Raw genomic sequence first — 14,986 nt, forward strand, 5'->3', positions numbered from 1 at the left:
CGGATATACGTGGCGCGCGCGCGTGCGGATGCACGTCAAGCCGTCAATCGCGCCGGCCGGGCGACGCGAAGCCGGGTTGGCCGAGCTGGTCGGGCGTTTGCGGCACGCGCCTGAAGCGCGACGTGTCGTAGCCCATCGCGTCGAGCCGCGCGAGCAGCGACCGATAGGTGGCGTCGTCCATGGTCGGCTCGCGCGAGAAGATCCAGCCGAGCGTCTTGCCCGGGTAGCCGAGGATCGTATGGCGATAGTCGGCGTCGACATACAGCGTCAGCTGCGTGACGTACACCGGCCAGAACAGCCGCACGCGCCATTCGCCGCCGTCGCTGCCGGGCTTGACCGAATCGACGAACCGGTAGCGCGTCTCGGGTCGATCGAAGCCGCCTTTGCGGCCGACGAACGCGTCGTCGATCCGGCCGTCGTCGCGCAGCCGCCATTCGGCCCGGCTGCCGACGAAATCGCGCTCCGCGAAATACGGAATGTTCGCGATCACGTACCAGCGGCCCATATAGCGTGGCAGGTCGACGGGAACGGTCGACAGCGGAACGCCGGCGCGCGGATTCGGATTCGGCGGAGCGTCGGAGCAGCCGGCGGTGCCGAGCGCGAGAGCCATCGCCATCGCGACGGCCACGCGGCGCACCGCGCCGTGCGACATGACGGGCCTCACGCGCGCCCCCGGCGCTTGTCGAACAGATAATGGGCGACGCCCCATTCCTGCCCGCCGGCATAGCCGAACAGCTCGGCGACGGCCATGTAGAACATGCGCCAGCGCTGGAACCAGATGCGCGCGTCGGCGCCATAGACGGTGTCGAAAATCGGCATGATCCGGTCGCGCGCCGCGTCGAGCGACGCGAGCCACTGGTTCGCCGTGCGCGCGTAGTGCGTGCCGTCGAGCCACCATTGGCGGGCGATGCGCACGTCGTCCTGGAACCGCAGCAGCAGATCGGCCGACGGCATCGTGCCGCCGGTGAAGAAATGGCGCGACATCCAGTCGGTGTCGTCGCGCACCGCGAAGTGATAGGCGAGCAGCTTGTGCGCGAAGATGTGCACGAACAGCTTGCCGTCGTCGCGCATCCAGCGTGCGATCTTCGCGAGCAGTTGCCCGTAGTTCTTCATGTGCTCGAACATCTCGATCGACAGCACGCGGTCGAAGCCGGCGTCGTCGGCGTCGAAATCGAAGTCGACCACGTTGCCGGTCACGATGCGCAGATTGGTCAACCCGCGCCGCGCCGCGCATTGCTCGATGAACAGCCGTTGGCCGTGCGAGTTCGACAGGCCGACGATCTGCGCGTGCGGATAGCGTTCGGCGAGCCACAGCGACAGCGAGCCCCAGCCGCAGCCGAGGTCGAGAATGCGCTGGCCGTCCGCGAGCTGGGCGCGCTCCGCGTACAACTCGAGCATCGCGTCCTCGGCCTGCGGGAGCGTTTCGGTGCCGCGCGGGTAATAGCCGCACGAATACTTGAGCCGCGGGCCGAGATGCGCCTCGAAGAACGCGCCGGGCACCTCGTAGTGCTGCGTGTTCGCTGCTTGCGTGTCGATCGCGATCGGGCTCGCGCTCAGTTCGCGCACCAGCGCGTCATGGGCCGCCGCGCGCCCTTCGCCGTCGTAAGCATGTTCGGCGCGCAGGCGGTCGCGCATCAGCGAGCGCATTCCGGCGCGGATCAGCGGGTCCGGCAGCCAGCCGCGCTCGCAACAGCGGATCAGCCAGGAGTCGTCGGGGGCCGGCAGCGTGGCCGGCGACGGTTGCGAGGTGGTAGCGGTCATCAGCGTGAGCTCCGGTCTTCGGGGTGATCGGTTGGCGCGGCGGAAGTGCCGCGCATCGGCCTGGGCGGCCACGGCACGAGCGCGCTGGTCGTGCGCATGTAGTCGCGGTAGCCCGGCCGGGTTTGCACGAGACGTGCTTCGAGCAGCGGCAAGCCGGACATCTTGAGCAGCAGCACGGCCATCAGCAGCGGCGGCAGCAGCGTCAGCCAGCCCCACGGCATCGCGATCGCCAGCGCCGTGTACGCGAGCCAGTGCACGCACTCGAAAAAGTAGTTGGGGTGCCGCGAATAGCGCCACCAGCCGACACGACAGACCTGGCCGCGGTGGCCGGGATCGGCGAGGAAGCGCGCGAGCTGCCGGTCGGCGGCCGTCTCGCCGGCCACGGCGGCGATCCAGATCGCGACCGCGGCGGCAAGCGCCACGCCCGACGGCGCTTCCGCGCTATAGGCGGGGACGAAGAACGCGACCGACAGCAACATCGAGATCAGCGCTTGCAGCTGGAACAGCCAGAACATGTTGCGCGGCGCGGCGTCGCCCCATTGCTCGCGGAACCGGCGATAGCGCGGATCTTCCGGCTGCCCGCGATTGCGCCGCCACAGATGCCGCGCGAGTCGCAGGCCCCAGACGCCGCCGCCGATCGCGACGAGTGCGCGATTCGCGGCGAGGCCGGTGCCGAGCGCGGCGACGAACACGGCTACGCCGCCGAGCGTCGCGGCCCAGACGGGGTCGATCATTGCGGCGTTGCGGGAATGCAATTGTTCGATCCATACCGCCGTGAACGACAGGAACAGACCGATGAAAGCGAGCAGGGCAACGGCGACGGCGGGCATACGGGCTCCGAGGACGCAATGTCTTCGATATACGGAGCCGTGGGCCGAACGGATGCAGCAGGCAGGATGCAGCGCGGTTCGGCGGTGTCGGGAAGGGTTGGGTGAGACGTAGTCGCGCGCCGCGCGGTTGCGCGGCGTGCGTCATGTGGTGCGCGTTATGCGGCGTGCATCGGCCCGGTGGCGAGCACGGGCCCGGTCGGTTGACCGGTCGGCGAGCCGCCGCGCGGCTCGAGCGACACGGCGAGGACCGCGCGCGCGCCGAGTTGCGCGACGATCGCATCGGGCAGCGTCATCGACGCCGGCGCGTTCGGCGCGAAGACGCCGAGCGAAATCGGCTTCGCATTCGGCGGAATCAGCCACAGTTCGGTCGAGCGATCGGCGGCGATCGCCGGCGTGTTCGCCGGCACGACGACCATCGTCGCGCGCCGCAGGTCGACCGTGGCCGTCCAGTCGGCCACGCCGTCCTGCCGCGCGAGCGTGGCGGCCATGTAGGGCGTGCCGACGGCGGCGCGCTGCGGCGCCTCGCCGACGCGGAGCACGTTGACCGCGAGCAGCCCGAGCGCCGCGGCGCTCGCGCCGATGCCGACCCAGCGCCACAGTTGCAGGCTGTTCCACCATCCGCTTGATCGTGCGTCGCCGTGAGCGGGCGGCGCAGCGGCGAAGTCGAGTTCGTGCTGGATTTTCGTCCAGACGCGCGCGGGCGGCGCGACCGGCGCGACGTCTTCGGCGAGCGGCGCGAGACGGCGCTGCCAGCGCTCGAGCGTGGCGCGCAACATCGGATCGCGTGCGGCGGACTGCTCCAGCTCGCGGCGTGCGTCGGCGTCGAGCACGCCGAGGGCGTATTCCGCGCAGCGCAGTTCGGGATCGTGATCGGGCGGCGTATTCATTGCTCCAGACACACCTTTAGCTGCATCAGGCTGCGCCGGATCCAGCTTTTCATGGTTCCGAGCGGCACGCGCAATTGCGCGGCCAGCTCACTGTAGGTCGCACCGCTGAAGAAGGCTTCGCGCACCGCGCGGCCGTGATGCGGATCGAGCCGCTCGAGGCAGCGCTCGAGGCGTTGGCGCTGCTGACTCGCCTCCGCGAGCGCGGCCGGCGTCGGAGCGTCGTCGGGGAGCGTCAGCCAGTGTTCGTCGTCGAGCTGCGCGTCGCGATGCTGCCGCAACCGGTCGATCGTCCGGTTGCGCGCGAGCGTGACGAGCCATGTCATCGCGCCGCCGCGCGCCGGGTCGAACGCATCGATGCGCCGCCACGCGGTGGTGTAGACCTCCTGAAGGAGATCCTCGGCTTCCCCGTGATCGTGCACCATCCGCACGATGACGCCGAACACGTGCGCCGCGCTCAGCCGGTAAAGCTCGGCGAAAGCGGCCTGATCGCCGAGCGCCGCCTGCGACATCACGCGATTCAGGTGTTCGCGGCGCGCGGCGTCCGCGTCGCCGTCGCGCGCAGACGCCGACGGAGCGACGCGCCCGGCATCCTTCGGCCTGTCGTTCATGCGGAGAAAATGGCGCGCAGAGCCATGGCTTGAATGTGGAGCGAAATATAGCACTGTCGGACGTACCGGTTGAGCGATCGCGGTCGACACGCCGCCTGTCGTGCAGGCCGGCGCGCGTCGCAGGATCTTCAGTCAGATACGAGCGTCGCGCGCGTGCAGATGCAGCCGTCATTCGCGGGATGCTGCAGCATCCCGCCGGTCGGGTGCAAAATGGCCGGACATCGTGCCTGGAGAGCTAGTCAATGAAGCAAAGTATCGTCCGTAGGCCCGCGCGTGCGGTGTGCATGATCGTCGCCGGCGCAGCACTGTTGCTCGCCGGATGCGCCGGCCTGGCCGGCGGGCCGAGCGGCAATGCGCAGGTGCCGCAACCGGCCAGGCCCGTCGATCTCGATCGCTACGTCGGCCGATGGTACGAATTCGCACGCTACGAAAACCGCTTCGAACGGGGATGCGACGGCGTGACGGCCGACTATGCGAAGCGGGAGGACGGCCTCATCGGCGTGCGCAACAGCTGCCGCGAAGGCGGCCCGAACGGGCCGGTGCGGAGTTCCGAAGGGCGGGCGAGAATCGTCGCCGGCAGCGGCGACGCGAAACTGAAGGTGTCGTTCTTCGGGCCGTTCTTCTTCGGCGATTACTGGGTGCTCGATCACGCCGACGACTATGCATGGTCGATCGTCGGCGAGCCGTCGGGCCGGTTCCTGTGGATCCTCACACGCAGCGCGAAGCCTTCTGCCGACGAGGCCGCGGCGCTGATCGAACGCGTCCGCACGCTCGGTTACGACACGAAGATGTTGCGCCGCACCGCGCATTAGGGCGGCCGCGCGAGGTCGGCTCAGGGAGGCGACACACGCAAGCTGCATGCACGCGGCCGATCGAAGCGCATGGCGGGCGCGTGCCGACCGGCCTGCGACCCGGCTCGCGCCGGGCCACTGCCGGCGCAAGCCGGTAAGCGACTAAACCTGCCCGCGATCGCGCGCGTTCACGGCGACCACCGACGGCGATTCCGCAAGCGGGACGAAGCGCCGCGTCGCGCCGTCGAGCGCGTCGATGCCGCCGCTCTCGATGTCGTAGACCCAGCCGTGCAGGTTCATGCGGCCTTGCTCGAGCGCGAGTGCGACCGACGGGTGGGTGCGCAGGTTCGCGAGCTGCGCGATCACGTTTTCGCGGACCAGCCCGTCGAGCTTGGCGCGCGGCGTGTCGTATTCATGGGCGGCATTGATGACCTTCGCGGCATCGGCATGGCGCAGCCAGTTCGCGACGGCCGGCAGATGATCGAGGCACGTGCAGCGCGAAATCGCGCCCATCGCGCCGCAATCGGAGTGGCCGCAGATCACGATGTCGCGCACGCCGAGGACGGCGACCGCGTATTCGACGGTGGCCGACACGCCGCCCGGCTCGGGGCCGTACGACGGCACGATGTTGCCGGCATTGCGGATGACGAACAGTTCGCCGGGTTCGCGCTGCGTGAGCAGCTCGGGGACGACGCGGCTGTCGGAGCACGTGACGAACAGCGCTTTGGGGCTCTGTGACGTGGCGAGTTGCTTGAACAGCGCCTCGCGTTGCGGAAAGATGTCGCGCTGAAAACGCAGAAAACCGTCGATGATGTCTTGCATGCTTGCTCCAAGGCTTCAAGTTCGGATGCCGGCGCAGAAGCGGCACGTGCCCCTGCGCGGCGCGCAATATTATCCCGATATCGAGCCGGTGTGGTATCGCGCCTTCGCGAGCCTTCGTGTGGGGGCAGAACGATCGCGCGCAGATGCCGTGGCGATGATTCCGCTGGATTTTTGGGGTCGCACCGAAAACGAGAGAGCCGCGCGAAGCATGCCGATCGGCACTCGGCGCCGTTTTCCTGGCTCGCCGTATGGCCATTCTCCCGCGCCGGAAAAATCTTGTAGCATCGCCGGCGTGCCAGCGGGCAGGCAGCGAGCGCCGCTGCCTGCCGGCTTTTTCCTGTTTGTCGCGGTCATGCCGGGTCGGCCGGCGGTGCCGATTCACATGAGGTCAGTATGCGTCGCATTGGGCTCGTCCTCGTCCCGCAGTTCCAGGTGATGAGCTTGCTAGCGTTATCCGTGTTCGACATCGCCAATCTGCGGGCCGGGCGCTCGCTGTACGAGGTCAGCGTCATCTCGGAGGATGGCGGCCCGGTGGAGGCGTCGTTCGGCATGTGCGCGTCGACCCGGCCGGCTCACGCGGCGGAGCTGCACACCGTATTCGTCGGGGCGTCGTTGTCGAAGCCGCCGCTGACCGACGGCATGCGCCAGTTGCTGCTCGATCTCTCCGGCAAAGTCGAGCGGATGGCCTCGATCTGCCTCGGCGCATTTCTGCTGGCCGACGCCGGCCTGCTCGACGGGCGCCGCGCCACGACGCACTGGGCGTACGTCGACCAGTTCAGGGAGCGCTTTCCGGCGGTGAGCGTCGAGAAGGACTGCATCTTCGTGCGTGACGGCAGGATCTGGAGTTCGGCCGGGATGAGCACGGCCATCGACATGGCGCTCGCGATGCTCGAGGAGGATCTCGGCGCGGATGCCGCGCTGGAGGTCGCGAAGGATCTCGTGATCGAACGGTGGCGGCGCTCGGGCGCGCAGCCGCAGACGTCGGTGCTGCTCGAGCATCCGGCGCGCAGCAACCGGATCCACGACGTCATCACCTACATCCGGCAGCATCTCGGCACCGAGCTGACCGTAGAGAAGCTCGCCGACGTGGCGCGAATGAGCAAGCGCCAGTTCACGCGTCGCTTCAAGGACGAAACGGGCCTGACGCCGGCCAAGGCGGTCGATCGCATCAGGCTCGAAACGGCGCGCGATTTCCTGACGAGTTCGTCATGGACCATCGACACGATCGCGCGCGAAACCGGATACGCGGATCCGGAGCGCATGAGGCGCTCCTTCGTGCGCGCGTTCGGACAGCCGCCGCAGGCGCTGCGGCGGCCGGCCACGGCCGAGCCCGTGGATCCCGACTGACGCGTGCCGGCGGATGTCGCCCCCAGCATGGCGCGAAACGAGGGAACTGTGTCCCTCCGCGCGCATCGTTGATAAATAAAATGAGCGCTGTCCGGATGGCATCGGTTCCGGGATGTCGCCGGCCGGGGCCTCGCAGCCGATGGGGCGCATCCAGCTGATCTCGCGTCAACCCGTCGACATCGTTTCCGCCAGTTGGACAAACTTTCCGCACCCGATTTCAGTGCCGCGCTCGGCTGCGTTCGCGCATGGGGGGGGCGATGCTGGTGCTCGCCGATCCGGCGACGGCGGCCCGACCACCTCGATGCGACGCGACGCTCGCAGCACGACGGCCGGCCGCTGGTTCGGCGGCGAAGGGACGCGGTCGGTCGGGCGCGTGCCGGGTACGCGCGCGAACGCGCTCGTCCGCCGCGCACCGCACGCAATTGCCCGCGGCAAGCATCGAGCACCGGTGACGCAAGCGCCGTCGGACACGCCGGCGCGAGATGCGTCGCGGCCCGCATTCGCGGCACTGAACCATGACTGAATGGACCGTTGAGACGCAGGATATGGCAGAGGTAGCGACGCAAGACGGTTCGACGCCGGTCGTGTACATCGTCGACGACGATGCCGCGGTGCGCGCGTCGCTCGATACGCTGTTGCGCTCGATGGGCATGCGCGTCGCGACGTTTGCGAGCACGGCCGAATTGCGCGCGACGCAATGGGCGGACGCGTCGAGTTGTCTGCTGCTCGACGTCCGGCTGCGCGGCGAGAGCGGGCTGGTGTTCCAGCAGGCGCATGATCGGCCGCCGGTGCCGATCGTCGTCATCAGCGGCTTCGCCGACGTCGAGGTGTGTCGCAAGGCGCTGAAGGGCGGCGCCGTCGATTTTCTGGTGAAGCCGTTCACCGACCAGGAGCTGATCGACGCCGTGAACCTCGCGCTGTCGCTCGATACGGCTCGGCGTACGAACGACAGCACGCGCCGGCGGCTGCAGCAGTTGTTCGAGCAGCTCACGCGGCGCGAGCGCGAGGTGCTCGCGCACGTGGTCAGCGGGGCGTTGAACAAGCAGATCGCTTCGCAGCTCGGATTGAGTCTGATCACCGTCAAGCAGCATCGCGCGTCGGTGATGCGCAAGATGAATGCGTCGTCGCTCGCCGACCTCGTGCGCAAGTCGGAAGCCATCGGCGTGCATGCGCCGGTGGCGGGTTAGGCGGCGCGGCGATGACGCCCGTTCGGTGTGGTTTCAGTTCGTCTTGCCGATCGAGGTGCCGGGCTCGAACCTGTCGGTGACCGTCTATGGGGGGCGGCCGTCGTGTTGATCCGGCGCTTGGGCGAACCGCGCGTTAAGCCGCCCCGCGGCGACGAGGGCAAGCGTTCAGCAAAACTGCGTCCGGCGCTACGGCGTTCTTCACGCGTCGGCGGCGTCGGCGGCGTCAGCCGGACGGCGCGCCGGTAGCGCGAACGAGAAGCGGCAGCCCGCGCCCGGTTCGCCGTGTGCCCATATCCTGCCGTGGTGCGCGTCGACGATCGAGCGTGCGACGGTGAGGCCCATTCCCATGCCGTCGCACTTGCTCGTGAAGAACGGCTCGAAAAGCTGGTCGATCGTTGCCTGTTCGACGCCGGGGCCGGTATCGCAAACGTCGAACACGACTTCTTCCGCATTCGCAGTGACCGACACGCTGAGCACGCGCTCGCGCGACGAACCGATATCGATCGCCTGGATACCATTGAGCAGCAGATTCGCGAGCACCTGCTGGATCAGCACCGGATCGGCGAATACGCGCGCGTCCGGATCGATCGAACGTTCGATGCGGACGTCCTTTGCGCTGGCTTCGGGCGAGACCAGAAACAGCGCGGCATGCACGGCGTCCGACGCCGCGAACTCGACGAACTGGACCGGCGCCTTGGCGATGAAGCCGCGAATCTTGCGGCATATCTCGGTCGCGTCGCGCGCCCAGCGCGCGGCGCGGGCGATGGCGGCCGTCGCTTCGCCGATGTCGGGCTCGTCGCGAGCGAGCCAGCGCAACGCGGCTTCGGCCGATGAACCGACGGCCGACAGCGGCTGGCTCACCTCGTGCAGGATCGACGCCGACATCTCGCCGAACAGCGACACGCGCGCGGCACGCGCGGCTTCCGCGCGCAACGCGTCGAGCCGGTCGCTGTGCTCCTTCTGTTCGGTCACGTCGAACGCGTAGAAATGCAGGCGCCGGTAGCCGTCCTCGTGCTTCGGCAGCGAGCAGCGCCACACGATCGGCACGCTGCGGCCCTTGAAGGTCAGCAGCGTGCGCTCGCCCTGGCACGCCGGGCGAGCGTCGTAGATGGCGCGCAGCACCGCGCGGTTGCTCAATCGATCGGGCGGCAACAGGATCTGCGCATGCTCGAGGAAATGCGCTCTCGACTCCGCTTCGAACAGGCTCACCACCGCGTCGTTGACGGCTACCAGCGTGTGCTGCGCGCGCAGCTCCGCGACGGCGTGCGGATGCTCGTCGAAATAGCGGTCGAGATCGACGATGCCCGACCGCCGCAGCGCCTGCACCGCCCAATAAACGTGCGACCAGTCTTCGATCAGGATCGGTATCGGCGCCGACAGAAAGAACTCGCTTTCCGCCGGAGGTGAGCCGCCTGGCGGCTCGATCGTGAGGGTTGCGGACGTGGGCATTAGGACCAGGTGCTTGCGCTGAGGGCTCGCGTTGCGCGCGAAAAACCGGATGGACGGACGTGACGCATCGGGCCGGCGAACGATGCGTTGCATGTGCGTTCGATGCAAGTGCAACTATAAGGGAGATCGTTGCGCGTTGCAGCGCGTGCCGCGGGCGACGGATCGACAACCCAAACCTTGGTATGAGATGGAATCCACCACCGGCTGATGGTTCAGACGAAATCGTTCCACTAGACTCGCCTTCAACGTGAGTGAAGGGCGTGGTGCCGCGAAGCGGGGAATCGCCGAGGCGGGAGCTTCGCGGTTTCTTCGGCGCAACGCACCGATGGCGGGCGCTGCATGCGCGGTCGATGCGAGGGGAACGGAAGATATGACGCAGCCAACGTTTGCATACGACGATGTGTTCGAACGTGCACTGATGCGCTTGCTCGATCCGTCGAGAGGCGCAGGCGCGTGCGAGGGCGTGGCCGACGCGGCAGGTCGGCGGACGCGGCGCGGGGCGACCGCCGACGCTGCGGCCGACGTGGCCGACATGACCGCGCCTGCGGCCGTCAAGATCAGGATCGTCGAGATTCTGTCGGCGACGTCGGTCAGTGTGCGCTGGAGCGATCCGAGATTCGGGCATTTCGGCGAACAGGTATGGCGCTGCGTGACCGCGCGGATGGCGTCGCGCTGCGTGCTGACCGGTGTGCCGATCCATTGCGGCGATCGTGTGTATCGCCCGCAGGGGCGCGGCCGTACCGTGCCGTGCAACTGGGACAGAATGATCCACGCGGCAGCCGTCGCGCCGGGCACTTCGTGCATGGTGGACGACCAGTGACGCACGAGGGACCGCGGCCGGTATCGCACACTTCCACCTGGGCATGACCGTCGCGGCAGCGCGCCGACGATACGTTGCCCGAAATCCGGTTGCGTTCCCGGCCCGGCCGGCGAGCGTGGCGTCACGCGAGACATGCTGTGCACGACAAGACGGTTTGCATCATCGACGATGAAATGGCGGTAAGGCAGTCGCTGGAATCGCTCGTGCGCTCGATGGGCGCGCGCGTGATGTTGTACGCGTCGGCCGAAGCGTTTCTCGCGCACGGAAGCGGCGGGCCGTTGCACTGCATCGTATGCGATATCCAGATGCCCGGTATGTCGGGCATCGAACTGCTCGCGTGCCTGCGCGCGCGCTGCTGCGACGTGCCGTTCATCTTCGTGACCGCGCACCTGAGCGCGCGGCGGCTGGGCGACGCGCAACGTCTCGGCGCATTGTGCGTCCTGGAGAAGCCGTTCGATCCGGGGGAACTGGTGCAGCGGCTGATGTGGGCGCTCGCGGGTTGCTGACAGGGCGGCAGCGGGACACCTTCACTGCGTGCATGTGCTCTGACGGAGCCGCGGGTTGCGCCGCTTCCCCCGTGGTCGCGATCCATTCGCCGGGACGCTCCGGCCGTGTTGCCGTGCAGCGTGCGAACCGGATGTGGGCCATACCATCGCGATCGTACGGCGCCGACGAGGCGGCGCGCGCTGCCATATCGAGCGCCGCCCGACGCGCCGCTCGCGTCGTGTCCGCCATGCTCCACGGCGACACACTGCCACGAGCGGCTGTCACTTTACGCAACACGTGATCGGTGGCGCACCGTCACACGCGCGCCGCCTGCTGCGCTTCGAACATGCCGTGCAGAAGCTCGAGCGAGATCTACGCGATCGGCGTGCCGTCATCGCTCAGGATTTCATACAGCAGTTCACCGGGCTGCGGGCGCATGCTGAACAGTGCGATGGCGCCCTCATCGCCACCGCCCTCGCGATGCGGCGTCTCGGCCGCCGGCGTGATCGTGTAGCTGCCGGCCGGACGTGCTTCCCGCAGGCTGCCGTCGTGTTCGTAGATGCGGTGCTCGCCCTGCACGACAAACGTATGGTTCAGCGATGTATGGCGATGCGAAACGATCTGCCTGCCCGCATCGAACCTGAAGATCACATCGGCGATTCGCTGCTCCATGTCGACGTTCATGATGAAGAACGCGAAGTGCGGGAATTCGCCGAAGGGCTGCCAAGCGATTGCGCTGGCGTCGAAATTGCTAACGGTCATGCGTCTGTCTCCTGAATGGATCGTGTCCGTTTCCTTGGGGTGGGGCGGAAACGTCCCATCAAGATATGCGCCGGATCGCACCCACACTTGCCATTTCGTGCCACGTGCCGATGCGATGGTTCACCGGATCCGCGCGATGTCGGCCGTAGGCCTGACGCGCGCGCGGTCGATGGGGCCGCTGGTCGAGGCCGTGGTGCAATGCGGCGCATCGGTCGAGCGTCTGTTCGCGCGGGCCGGCTTGCCGCCGCGATTGATCGACGATCCGGACCATCTGATTCCGCTGCGGGACCAGTTGGCCCTGGTCGAGCATGCGCGGCGCGGTGGCGAAGCTCGCCATGCCGATGAACTGCTCGACGCGCCGAATCCGATGCGCACAACCGGCCCGCTGCACATTCCGCCGTCGCTGCCGGACGAGGACGACTTCGTCGGTACCGTGACCGAATTGGTCCGTACCAGCACGTTGTTGGACCAGCAGGCTCGCGTCGACTGGGTAGCGAAACGGCTCGGCATATCGAGCCGAATCCTGCAACGGCAGTTGGCGATGCACGGGCGCGATTTCCGGAGGATTCGTCAGGATCCGTCAGGCGGTTTCCTGTGAACGGGCGCACGCGATGCTCGCAACCGGGATGCGCGTGACCGAGATCGCGTATGAACTCGGCTACAGCGATCCCGCGCATTGTTCGCGCGCGTTTCGCGCGTGGACCGGGCGGCCCCCGCAGCGGTGGCGGTAGCGCCGCATTGGCAGTGCGTCGAGGCCGGGATCGCGAACGCGGAAATTCAGCGCAGCCGCGTGCTTCGGAGGCGATACGACGGGGAGCAGATCGCGGCCACCGTCGATGCAGAGAACGCGCGCCTGTCCGCAGCGAATCCGGTCAAGAAGTTCGCGATATGCGTCACTGCGTTTGCCGAACGGTGCAACTCGATTCGCTCGCATGCCGCCAGCGTGCCGATCGTCGGCGACGCAACGAAGTCGGCTCGACTCGCCTCGCGTGCCGGTTCCCTGAGCCTAGCCCGGCCCATCGCTGGCGGCGGCAAGCAGCGGTACGACCAGATCGCTGATCGGCGTCGGAATGCCGTGAGATCGACCGAATCGCTGCACGACGCCGTTCCGGCAATCCCATTCGAGCGGGTGACCGTGCTGCCGGTCGGCGAGAATGGACGTGCCCAGATCGGGCGGATAGCGCCGAAATGCATCGACGATTTCCTGCGGCACGTCGTCGCCCAGCTTCGCCCCTTCCGCGCGGGCGACCACCAGACATTCGCGCAGATAAGCGAGCGACAGATCGGCGATGTCGCTTCGCGCGTACATTCCGGCGCGACGGCCGGTCAGCACCATGAGCCCCGCGACCGCGTTCTGCAACAGCTTGCGCCACGCGAGCGAGATGAAATCCTCGGCGACCTCGACCGAGCAGCGCGTGCCGCGCAAGGCCGACACCACCACGCTGCTCGCCGGCGTATCGGGCACGGTGAGACGCGGCGCGGCGCGCAGCCACACCGACGCGCCCGACTCGCGTTGCGCAGGAAACCAGACCACCGACGGCACGACCGTCGCGCCCGCCGCGTACGGGGCGAAGGCGGCTTGCTGCTCGACGCCGTTCTGCAACACGCAGACGACGGAGTTCGCATCGCTGAGCGCGGCGAGCCATGGTGCGGCGCTCGCCACCTGGGTCGACTTCACCGCGACGAACACGAGATCGAACCGTGCGCGGATCGCATGCGGATCGGCGATGACGGGCCCCGGCACGACGATCTCGCCGCCATCGAAGCGCAATTTCAGTTGCGCGTGCGCCGAGCGGCCGCAGATCGCCGGCGTGCGGCCGGCTTCGTGAAGCGCGGCGGCGATGGTGGTTCCGATTGCGCCCGGGCCCACGACGGCGATGGTTGGATGGTCACGCTTGGTCATCGTGTTCCTCCTGATTGGTCATGCGCCAGATGCGGACGCAGTGCGACGGCGAACGGAAAAATCGCCAGCGCGGTCAATGCGGTGGCATAGGTCGCGGCGCGCACGCCGATCGCGTCGCCGAGGAAGCCGTAGAGCACCGGCGAAAGTGCGCCCGATGCAATCGTCCCCGTGTAGAAGATCGCGAACGCGCGCTCGGTGCGGTCGGGCGACGACATCTCCGGAACGGTTCCGTACAGCACCGACGATGTGCCGTTGAGCATCATGCCGAGGATCGGCAGCAGCACCATGGTAAGCGTCAACGGCAGATACATCACCGCGACGATGCACGCGGCCGTCCCGCCCTCCGTGAGCAGCACCGTGGCGACCACGCCGGTGCGCGCGCCGAGCCAGCCGCACATGAATTTGCCGGCCGCCCCGCCGATGAACACCAGCGCGAGCGCCGTGCCGACGAGTGGCGGCGACACGCCCTTTGCGTTGAGCAGGAACGGCAGAAACGTGAGCAAGCCCATGCGTACGGCCGTATCGAGCACGCCGATCGAGAACAGGGCCCGGAATCCGCTTCCCACCGCGCCGTCGCGGCGAGCCGGCGCCGCGGCGCCGGCCGTCACGTCGCGAGACGCCGACGGCACCGCGGGAAACGACGACGCGATGACCGCGGCGAGTACGCAGCCCAATCCGGCGACGATCCAGAGCGCGTGACGCCACGGCATCATCGTCGCGAACAGCGAAATGGCCGCCGGCAGCGCGGATTTCCCCAGATCGCCCGAAAAGTTGTAGATACCGAGCGGGCCTCTCGCGTCGCGCCCATAGCTGCGCGACACGGCCGCCGATGCGATCGGGTGCTGCGTGCTCGACCCGACGCCCGAAAGCGCCAACGCCGCGGACAAACCGAGCAGCCCGCCCGACATCCCCGCTAGCGCATAGCCAAGCGCGGCGAGCAGCGTGCCGACGGCGAGCGTGGCGTGACTGCCGAAGCGTTCAGCAAGACGCCCTGCAGGCAATTGCAGCGTCGCCATCGTGCCGGCATAGACGCCGCGCACGATCGCGAGCGCGGCGAAGTCGAGCCCGAACTCGGCCTGCCACACCGGCAGCAAGGCGTAAATCATGTCCGTATAGCCGTCGTGCAATGCGTGCGCAATGCACGATAGCCACAGCACGCGCGGCCGCGATTGCGCAGCGTCCACAGCCATCGGAGGGGAAAAATCCGGCAAGCGCATCGTGGTTCTCTCCGTACGCGAGGGAGGTGGGAGCCGCTCGTGGTGTCGATTTCAGCCTCGCCATGCGAATTCTATGACCGAGCTCGAGGGCATTTCAATTGAGCTAAAATTGCGTC

At 67.9% G+C, this 14,986-nt stretch carries 17 protein-coding genes; 7 read left to right on the forward strand and 10 right to left on the reverse strand.

From position 1 onward, the window contains the following. Nucleotides 1-43 precede the first annotated feature (43 nt). The 5 genes from MYA_RS25750 to MYA_RS25770 all read right to left on the reverse strand — a co-directional run bounded on the left by MYA_RS25750 (nt 44) and on the right by MYA_RS25770 (nt 4,086). A complete protein-coding gene (locus tag MYA_RS25750) occupies nt 44-652 on the reverse strand; it encodes a lipocalin family protein (RefSeq protein WP_014725775.1) in 609 nt (202 codons plus the stop codon). Nucleotides 653-660: 8 nt separating this feature from the next. Next, on the reverse strand, nt 661-1,761 hold the full coding sequence (locus tag MYA_RS25755; RefSeq protein ID WP_014725776.1) for an SAM-dependent methyltransferase: 1,101 nt from the start codon (nt 1,759-1,761) through the stop codon (nt 661-663). After that, a complete protein-coding gene (locus MYA_RS25760; protein ID WP_014725777.1) occupies nt 1,761-2,591 on the reverse strand; it encodes a DUF1295 domain-containing protein in 831 nt (276 codons plus the stop codon). The genes MYA_RS25755 and MYA_RS25760 overlap by 1 nt, the downstream gene beginning before the upstream one ends. 155 nt (nt 2,592-2,746) lie before the next feature. Continuing rightward, on the reverse strand, nt 2,747-3,478 hold the full coding sequence (locus tag MYA_RS25765) for an anti-sigma factor (RefSeq protein ID WP_014725778.1): 732 nt from the start codon (nt 3,476-3,478) through the stop codon (nt 2,747-2,749). Then, a complete protein-coding gene (locus tag MYA_RS25770; RefSeq protein WP_014725779.1) occupies nt 3,475-4,086 on the reverse strand; it encodes a sigma-70 family RNA polymerase sigma factor in 612 nt (203 codons plus the stop codon). The genes MYA_RS25765 and MYA_RS25770 overlap by 4 nt, the downstream gene beginning before the upstream one ends. Nucleotides 4,087-4,328: 242 nt before the next feature. Here MYA_RS25770 and MYA_RS25775 point away from each other — a divergent pair, with 242 nt between their 5' ends. After that, complete coding sequence (locus MYA_RS25775; protein ID WP_014725780.1) at nt 4,329-4,898, forward strand: lipocalin family protein; 570 nt, start codon at nt 4,329-4,331, stop codon at nt 4,896-4,898. A gap of 141 nt (nt 4,899-5,039) precedes the next feature. Here MYA_RS25775 and MYA_RS25780 read toward each other — a convergent pair whose 3' ends face one another. After that, nucleotides 5,040-5,699 (reverse strand): carbonic anhydrase, encoded by a 660-nt coding sequence (locus MYA_RS25780; protein WP_014725781.1) that lies wholly within the window; start codon nt 5,697-5,699, stop codon nt 5,040-5,042. 393 nt (nt 5,700-6,092) lie between these two features. On the opposite strand from MYA_RS25780, the gene MYA_RS25785 reads away from it, so the two are divergent. Further along, entirely contained in the window at nt 6,093-7,046 is a 954-nt protein-coding gene (locus MYA_RS25785) for a GlxA family transcriptional regulator (protein ID WP_014725782.1), read from the forward strand. A 545-nt stretch (nt 7,047-7,591) separates the two neighbouring features. Continuing rightward, a complete protein-coding gene (locus MYA_RS25795; protein WP_014725784.1) occupies nt 7,592-8,233 on the forward strand; it encodes a response regulator transcription factor in 642 nt (213 codons plus the stop codon). 198 nt (nt 8,234-8,431) lie between these two features. Here MYA_RS25795 and MYA_RS25800 read toward each other — a convergent pair whose 3' ends face one another. Beyond that, nucleotides 8,432-9,682: a sensor histidine kinase gene (locus MYA_RS25800; RefSeq protein ID WP_050991252.1), complete on the reverse strand. Its 1,251-nt coding sequence runs from the start codon at nt 9,680-9,682 to the stop codon at nt 8,432-8,434. A gap of 532 nt (nt 9,683-10,214) precedes the next feature. Here MYA_RS25800 and MYA_RS32320 point away from each other — a divergent pair. Then, nucleotides 10,215-10,502, forward strand: coding sequence for a DUF3331 domain-containing protein (locus tag MYA_RS32320; RefSeq protein ID WP_050991268.1), 288 nt, complete (start codon nt 10,215-10,217; stop codon nt 10,500-10,502). A 173-nt stretch (nt 10,503-10,675) separates the two neighbouring features. Further along, nucleotides 10,676-11,008: a response regulator transcription factor gene (locus tag MYA_RS25810; protein ID WP_063900338.1), complete on the forward strand. Its 333-nt coding sequence runs from the start codon at nt 10,676-10,678 to the stop codon at nt 11,006-11,008. 352 nt (nt 11,009-11,360) lie between these two features. Here the strand turns inward: MYA_RS25810 and MYA_RS25815 are convergent, their stop codons facing one another. Next, nucleotides 11,361-11,837, reverse strand: coding sequence for a cupin domain-containing protein (locus MYA_RS25815; protein ID WP_014725788.1), 477 nt, complete (start codon nt 11,835-11,837; stop codon nt 11,361-11,363). Nucleotides 11,838-11,865: 28 nt separating this feature from the next. Between MYA_RS25815 and MYA_RS25820 the strand changes: the two genes are divergently transcribed. Together MYA_RS25820 and MYA_RS32660 are read left to right on the forward strand one after the other, a co-directional pair. Continuing rightward, nucleotides 11,866-12,348, forward strand: a complete 483-nt coding sequence (locus MYA_RS25820) for a hypothetical protein (protein WP_041494363.1) — start codon at nt 11,866-11,868, stop codon at nt 12,346-12,348. A gap of 28 nt (nt 12,349-12,376) precedes the next feature. Then, nucleotides 12,377-12,481: a helix-turn-helix domain-containing protein gene (locus MYA_RS32660; RefSeq protein ID WP_366918699.1), complete on the forward strand. Its 105-nt coding sequence runs from the start codon at nt 12,377-12,379 to the stop codon at nt 12,479-12,481. Nucleotides 12,482-12,756: 275 nt separating this feature from the next. On the opposite strand, the gene MYA_RS25825 is transcribed toward MYA_RS32660, so the two are convergent. Together MYA_RS25825 and MYA_RS25830 are read right to left on the reverse strand one after the other, a co-directional pair. Continuing rightward, nucleotides 12,757-13,653, reverse strand: a complete 897-nt coding sequence (locus tag MYA_RS25825; RefSeq protein ID WP_014725789.1) for an oxidoreductase — start codon at nt 13,651-13,653, stop codon at nt 12,757-12,759. Then, nucleotides 13,650-14,870: an MFS transporter gene (locus MYA_RS25830; RefSeq protein ID WP_014725790.1), complete on the reverse strand. Its 1,221-nt coding sequence runs from the start codon at nt 14,868-14,870 to the stop codon at nt 13,650-13,652. The genes MYA_RS25825 and MYA_RS25830 overlap by 4 nt, the downstream gene beginning before the upstream one ends. Between the last annotated feature and the right edge of the window lie 116 nt (nt 14,871-14,986).

This window comes from Burkholderia sp. KJ006 (genome assembly GCF_000262695.1).
Lineage (GTDB): Bacteria > Pseudomonadota > Gammaproteobacteria > Burkholderiales > Burkholderiaceae > Burkholderia > Burkholderia vietnamiensis.

Excerpts from the sequence above, each read along its gene's own strand:
- MYA_RS32320 (WP_050991268.1), top strand. The coding sequence starts at position 10,215 with ATGACCGCGCCTGCGGCCGTCAAGATCAGGATCGTCGAGATTCTGTCG.
- MYA_RS25780 (WP_014725781.1), bottom strand. The coding sequence starts at position 5,699 with ATGCAAGACATCATCGACGGTTTTCTGCGTTTTCAGCGCGACATCTTT.
- MYA_RS25795 (WP_014725784.1), top strand. The coding sequence starts at position 7,592 with ATGGCAGAGGTAGCGACGCAAGACGGTTCGACGCCGGTCGTGTACATC.
- MYA_RS25750 (WP_014725775.1), bottom strand. The coding sequence starts at position 652 with ATGTCGCACGGCGCGGTGCGCCGCGTGGCCGTCGCGATGGCGATGGCT.
- MYA_RS25760 (WP_014725777.1), bottom strand. The coding sequence starts at position 2,591 with ATGCCCGCCGTCGCCGTTGCCCTGCTCGCTTTCATCGGTCTGTTCCTG.
- MYA_RS25765 (WP_014725778.1), bottom strand. The coding sequence starts at position 3,478 with ATGAATACGCCGCCCGATCACGATCCCGAACTGCGCTGCGCGGAATAC.
- MYA_RS25775 (WP_014725780.1), top strand. The coding sequence starts at position 4,329 with ATGAAGCAAAGTATCGTCCGTAGGCCCGCGCGTGCGGTGTGCATGATC.
- MYA_RS25800 (WP_050991252.1), bottom strand. The coding sequence starts at position 9,682 with ATGCCCACGTCCGCAACCCTCACGATCGAGCCGCCAGGCGGCTCACCT.
- MYA_RS32660 (WP_366918699.1), top strand. The coding sequence starts at position 12,377 with ATGCGCGTGACCGAGATCGCGTATGAACTCGGCTACAGCGATCCCGCG.
- MYA_RS25785 (WP_014725782.1), top strand. The coding sequence starts at position 6,093 with ATGCGTCGCATTGGGCTCGTCCTCGTCCCGCAGTTCCAGGTGATGAGC.
- MYA_RS25755 (WP_014725776.1), bottom strand. The coding sequence starts at position 1,761 with ATGACCGCTACCACCTCGCAACCGTCGCCGGCCACGCTGCCGGCCCCC.
- MYA_RS25770 (WP_014725779.1), bottom strand. The coding sequence starts at position 4,086 with ATGAACGACAGGCCGAAGGATGCCGGGCGCGTCGCTCCGTCGGCGTCT.
- MYA_RS25820 (WP_041494363.1), top strand. The coding sequence starts at position 11,866 with ATGGTTCACCGGATCCGCGCGATGTCGGCCGTAGGCCTGACGCGCGCG.
- MYA_RS25810 (WP_063900338.1), top strand. The coding sequence starts at position 10,676 with ATGGCGGTAAGGCAGTCGCTGGAATCGCTCGTGCGCTCGATGGGCGCG.
- MYA_RS25830 (WP_014725790.1), bottom strand. The coding sequence starts at position 14,870 with ATGCGCTTGCCGGATTTTTCCCCTCCGATGGCTGTGGACGCTGCGCAA.
- MYA_RS25825 (WP_014725789.1), bottom strand. The coding sequence starts at position 13,653 with ATGACCAAGCGTGACCATCCAACCATCGCCGTCGTGGGCCCGGGCGCA.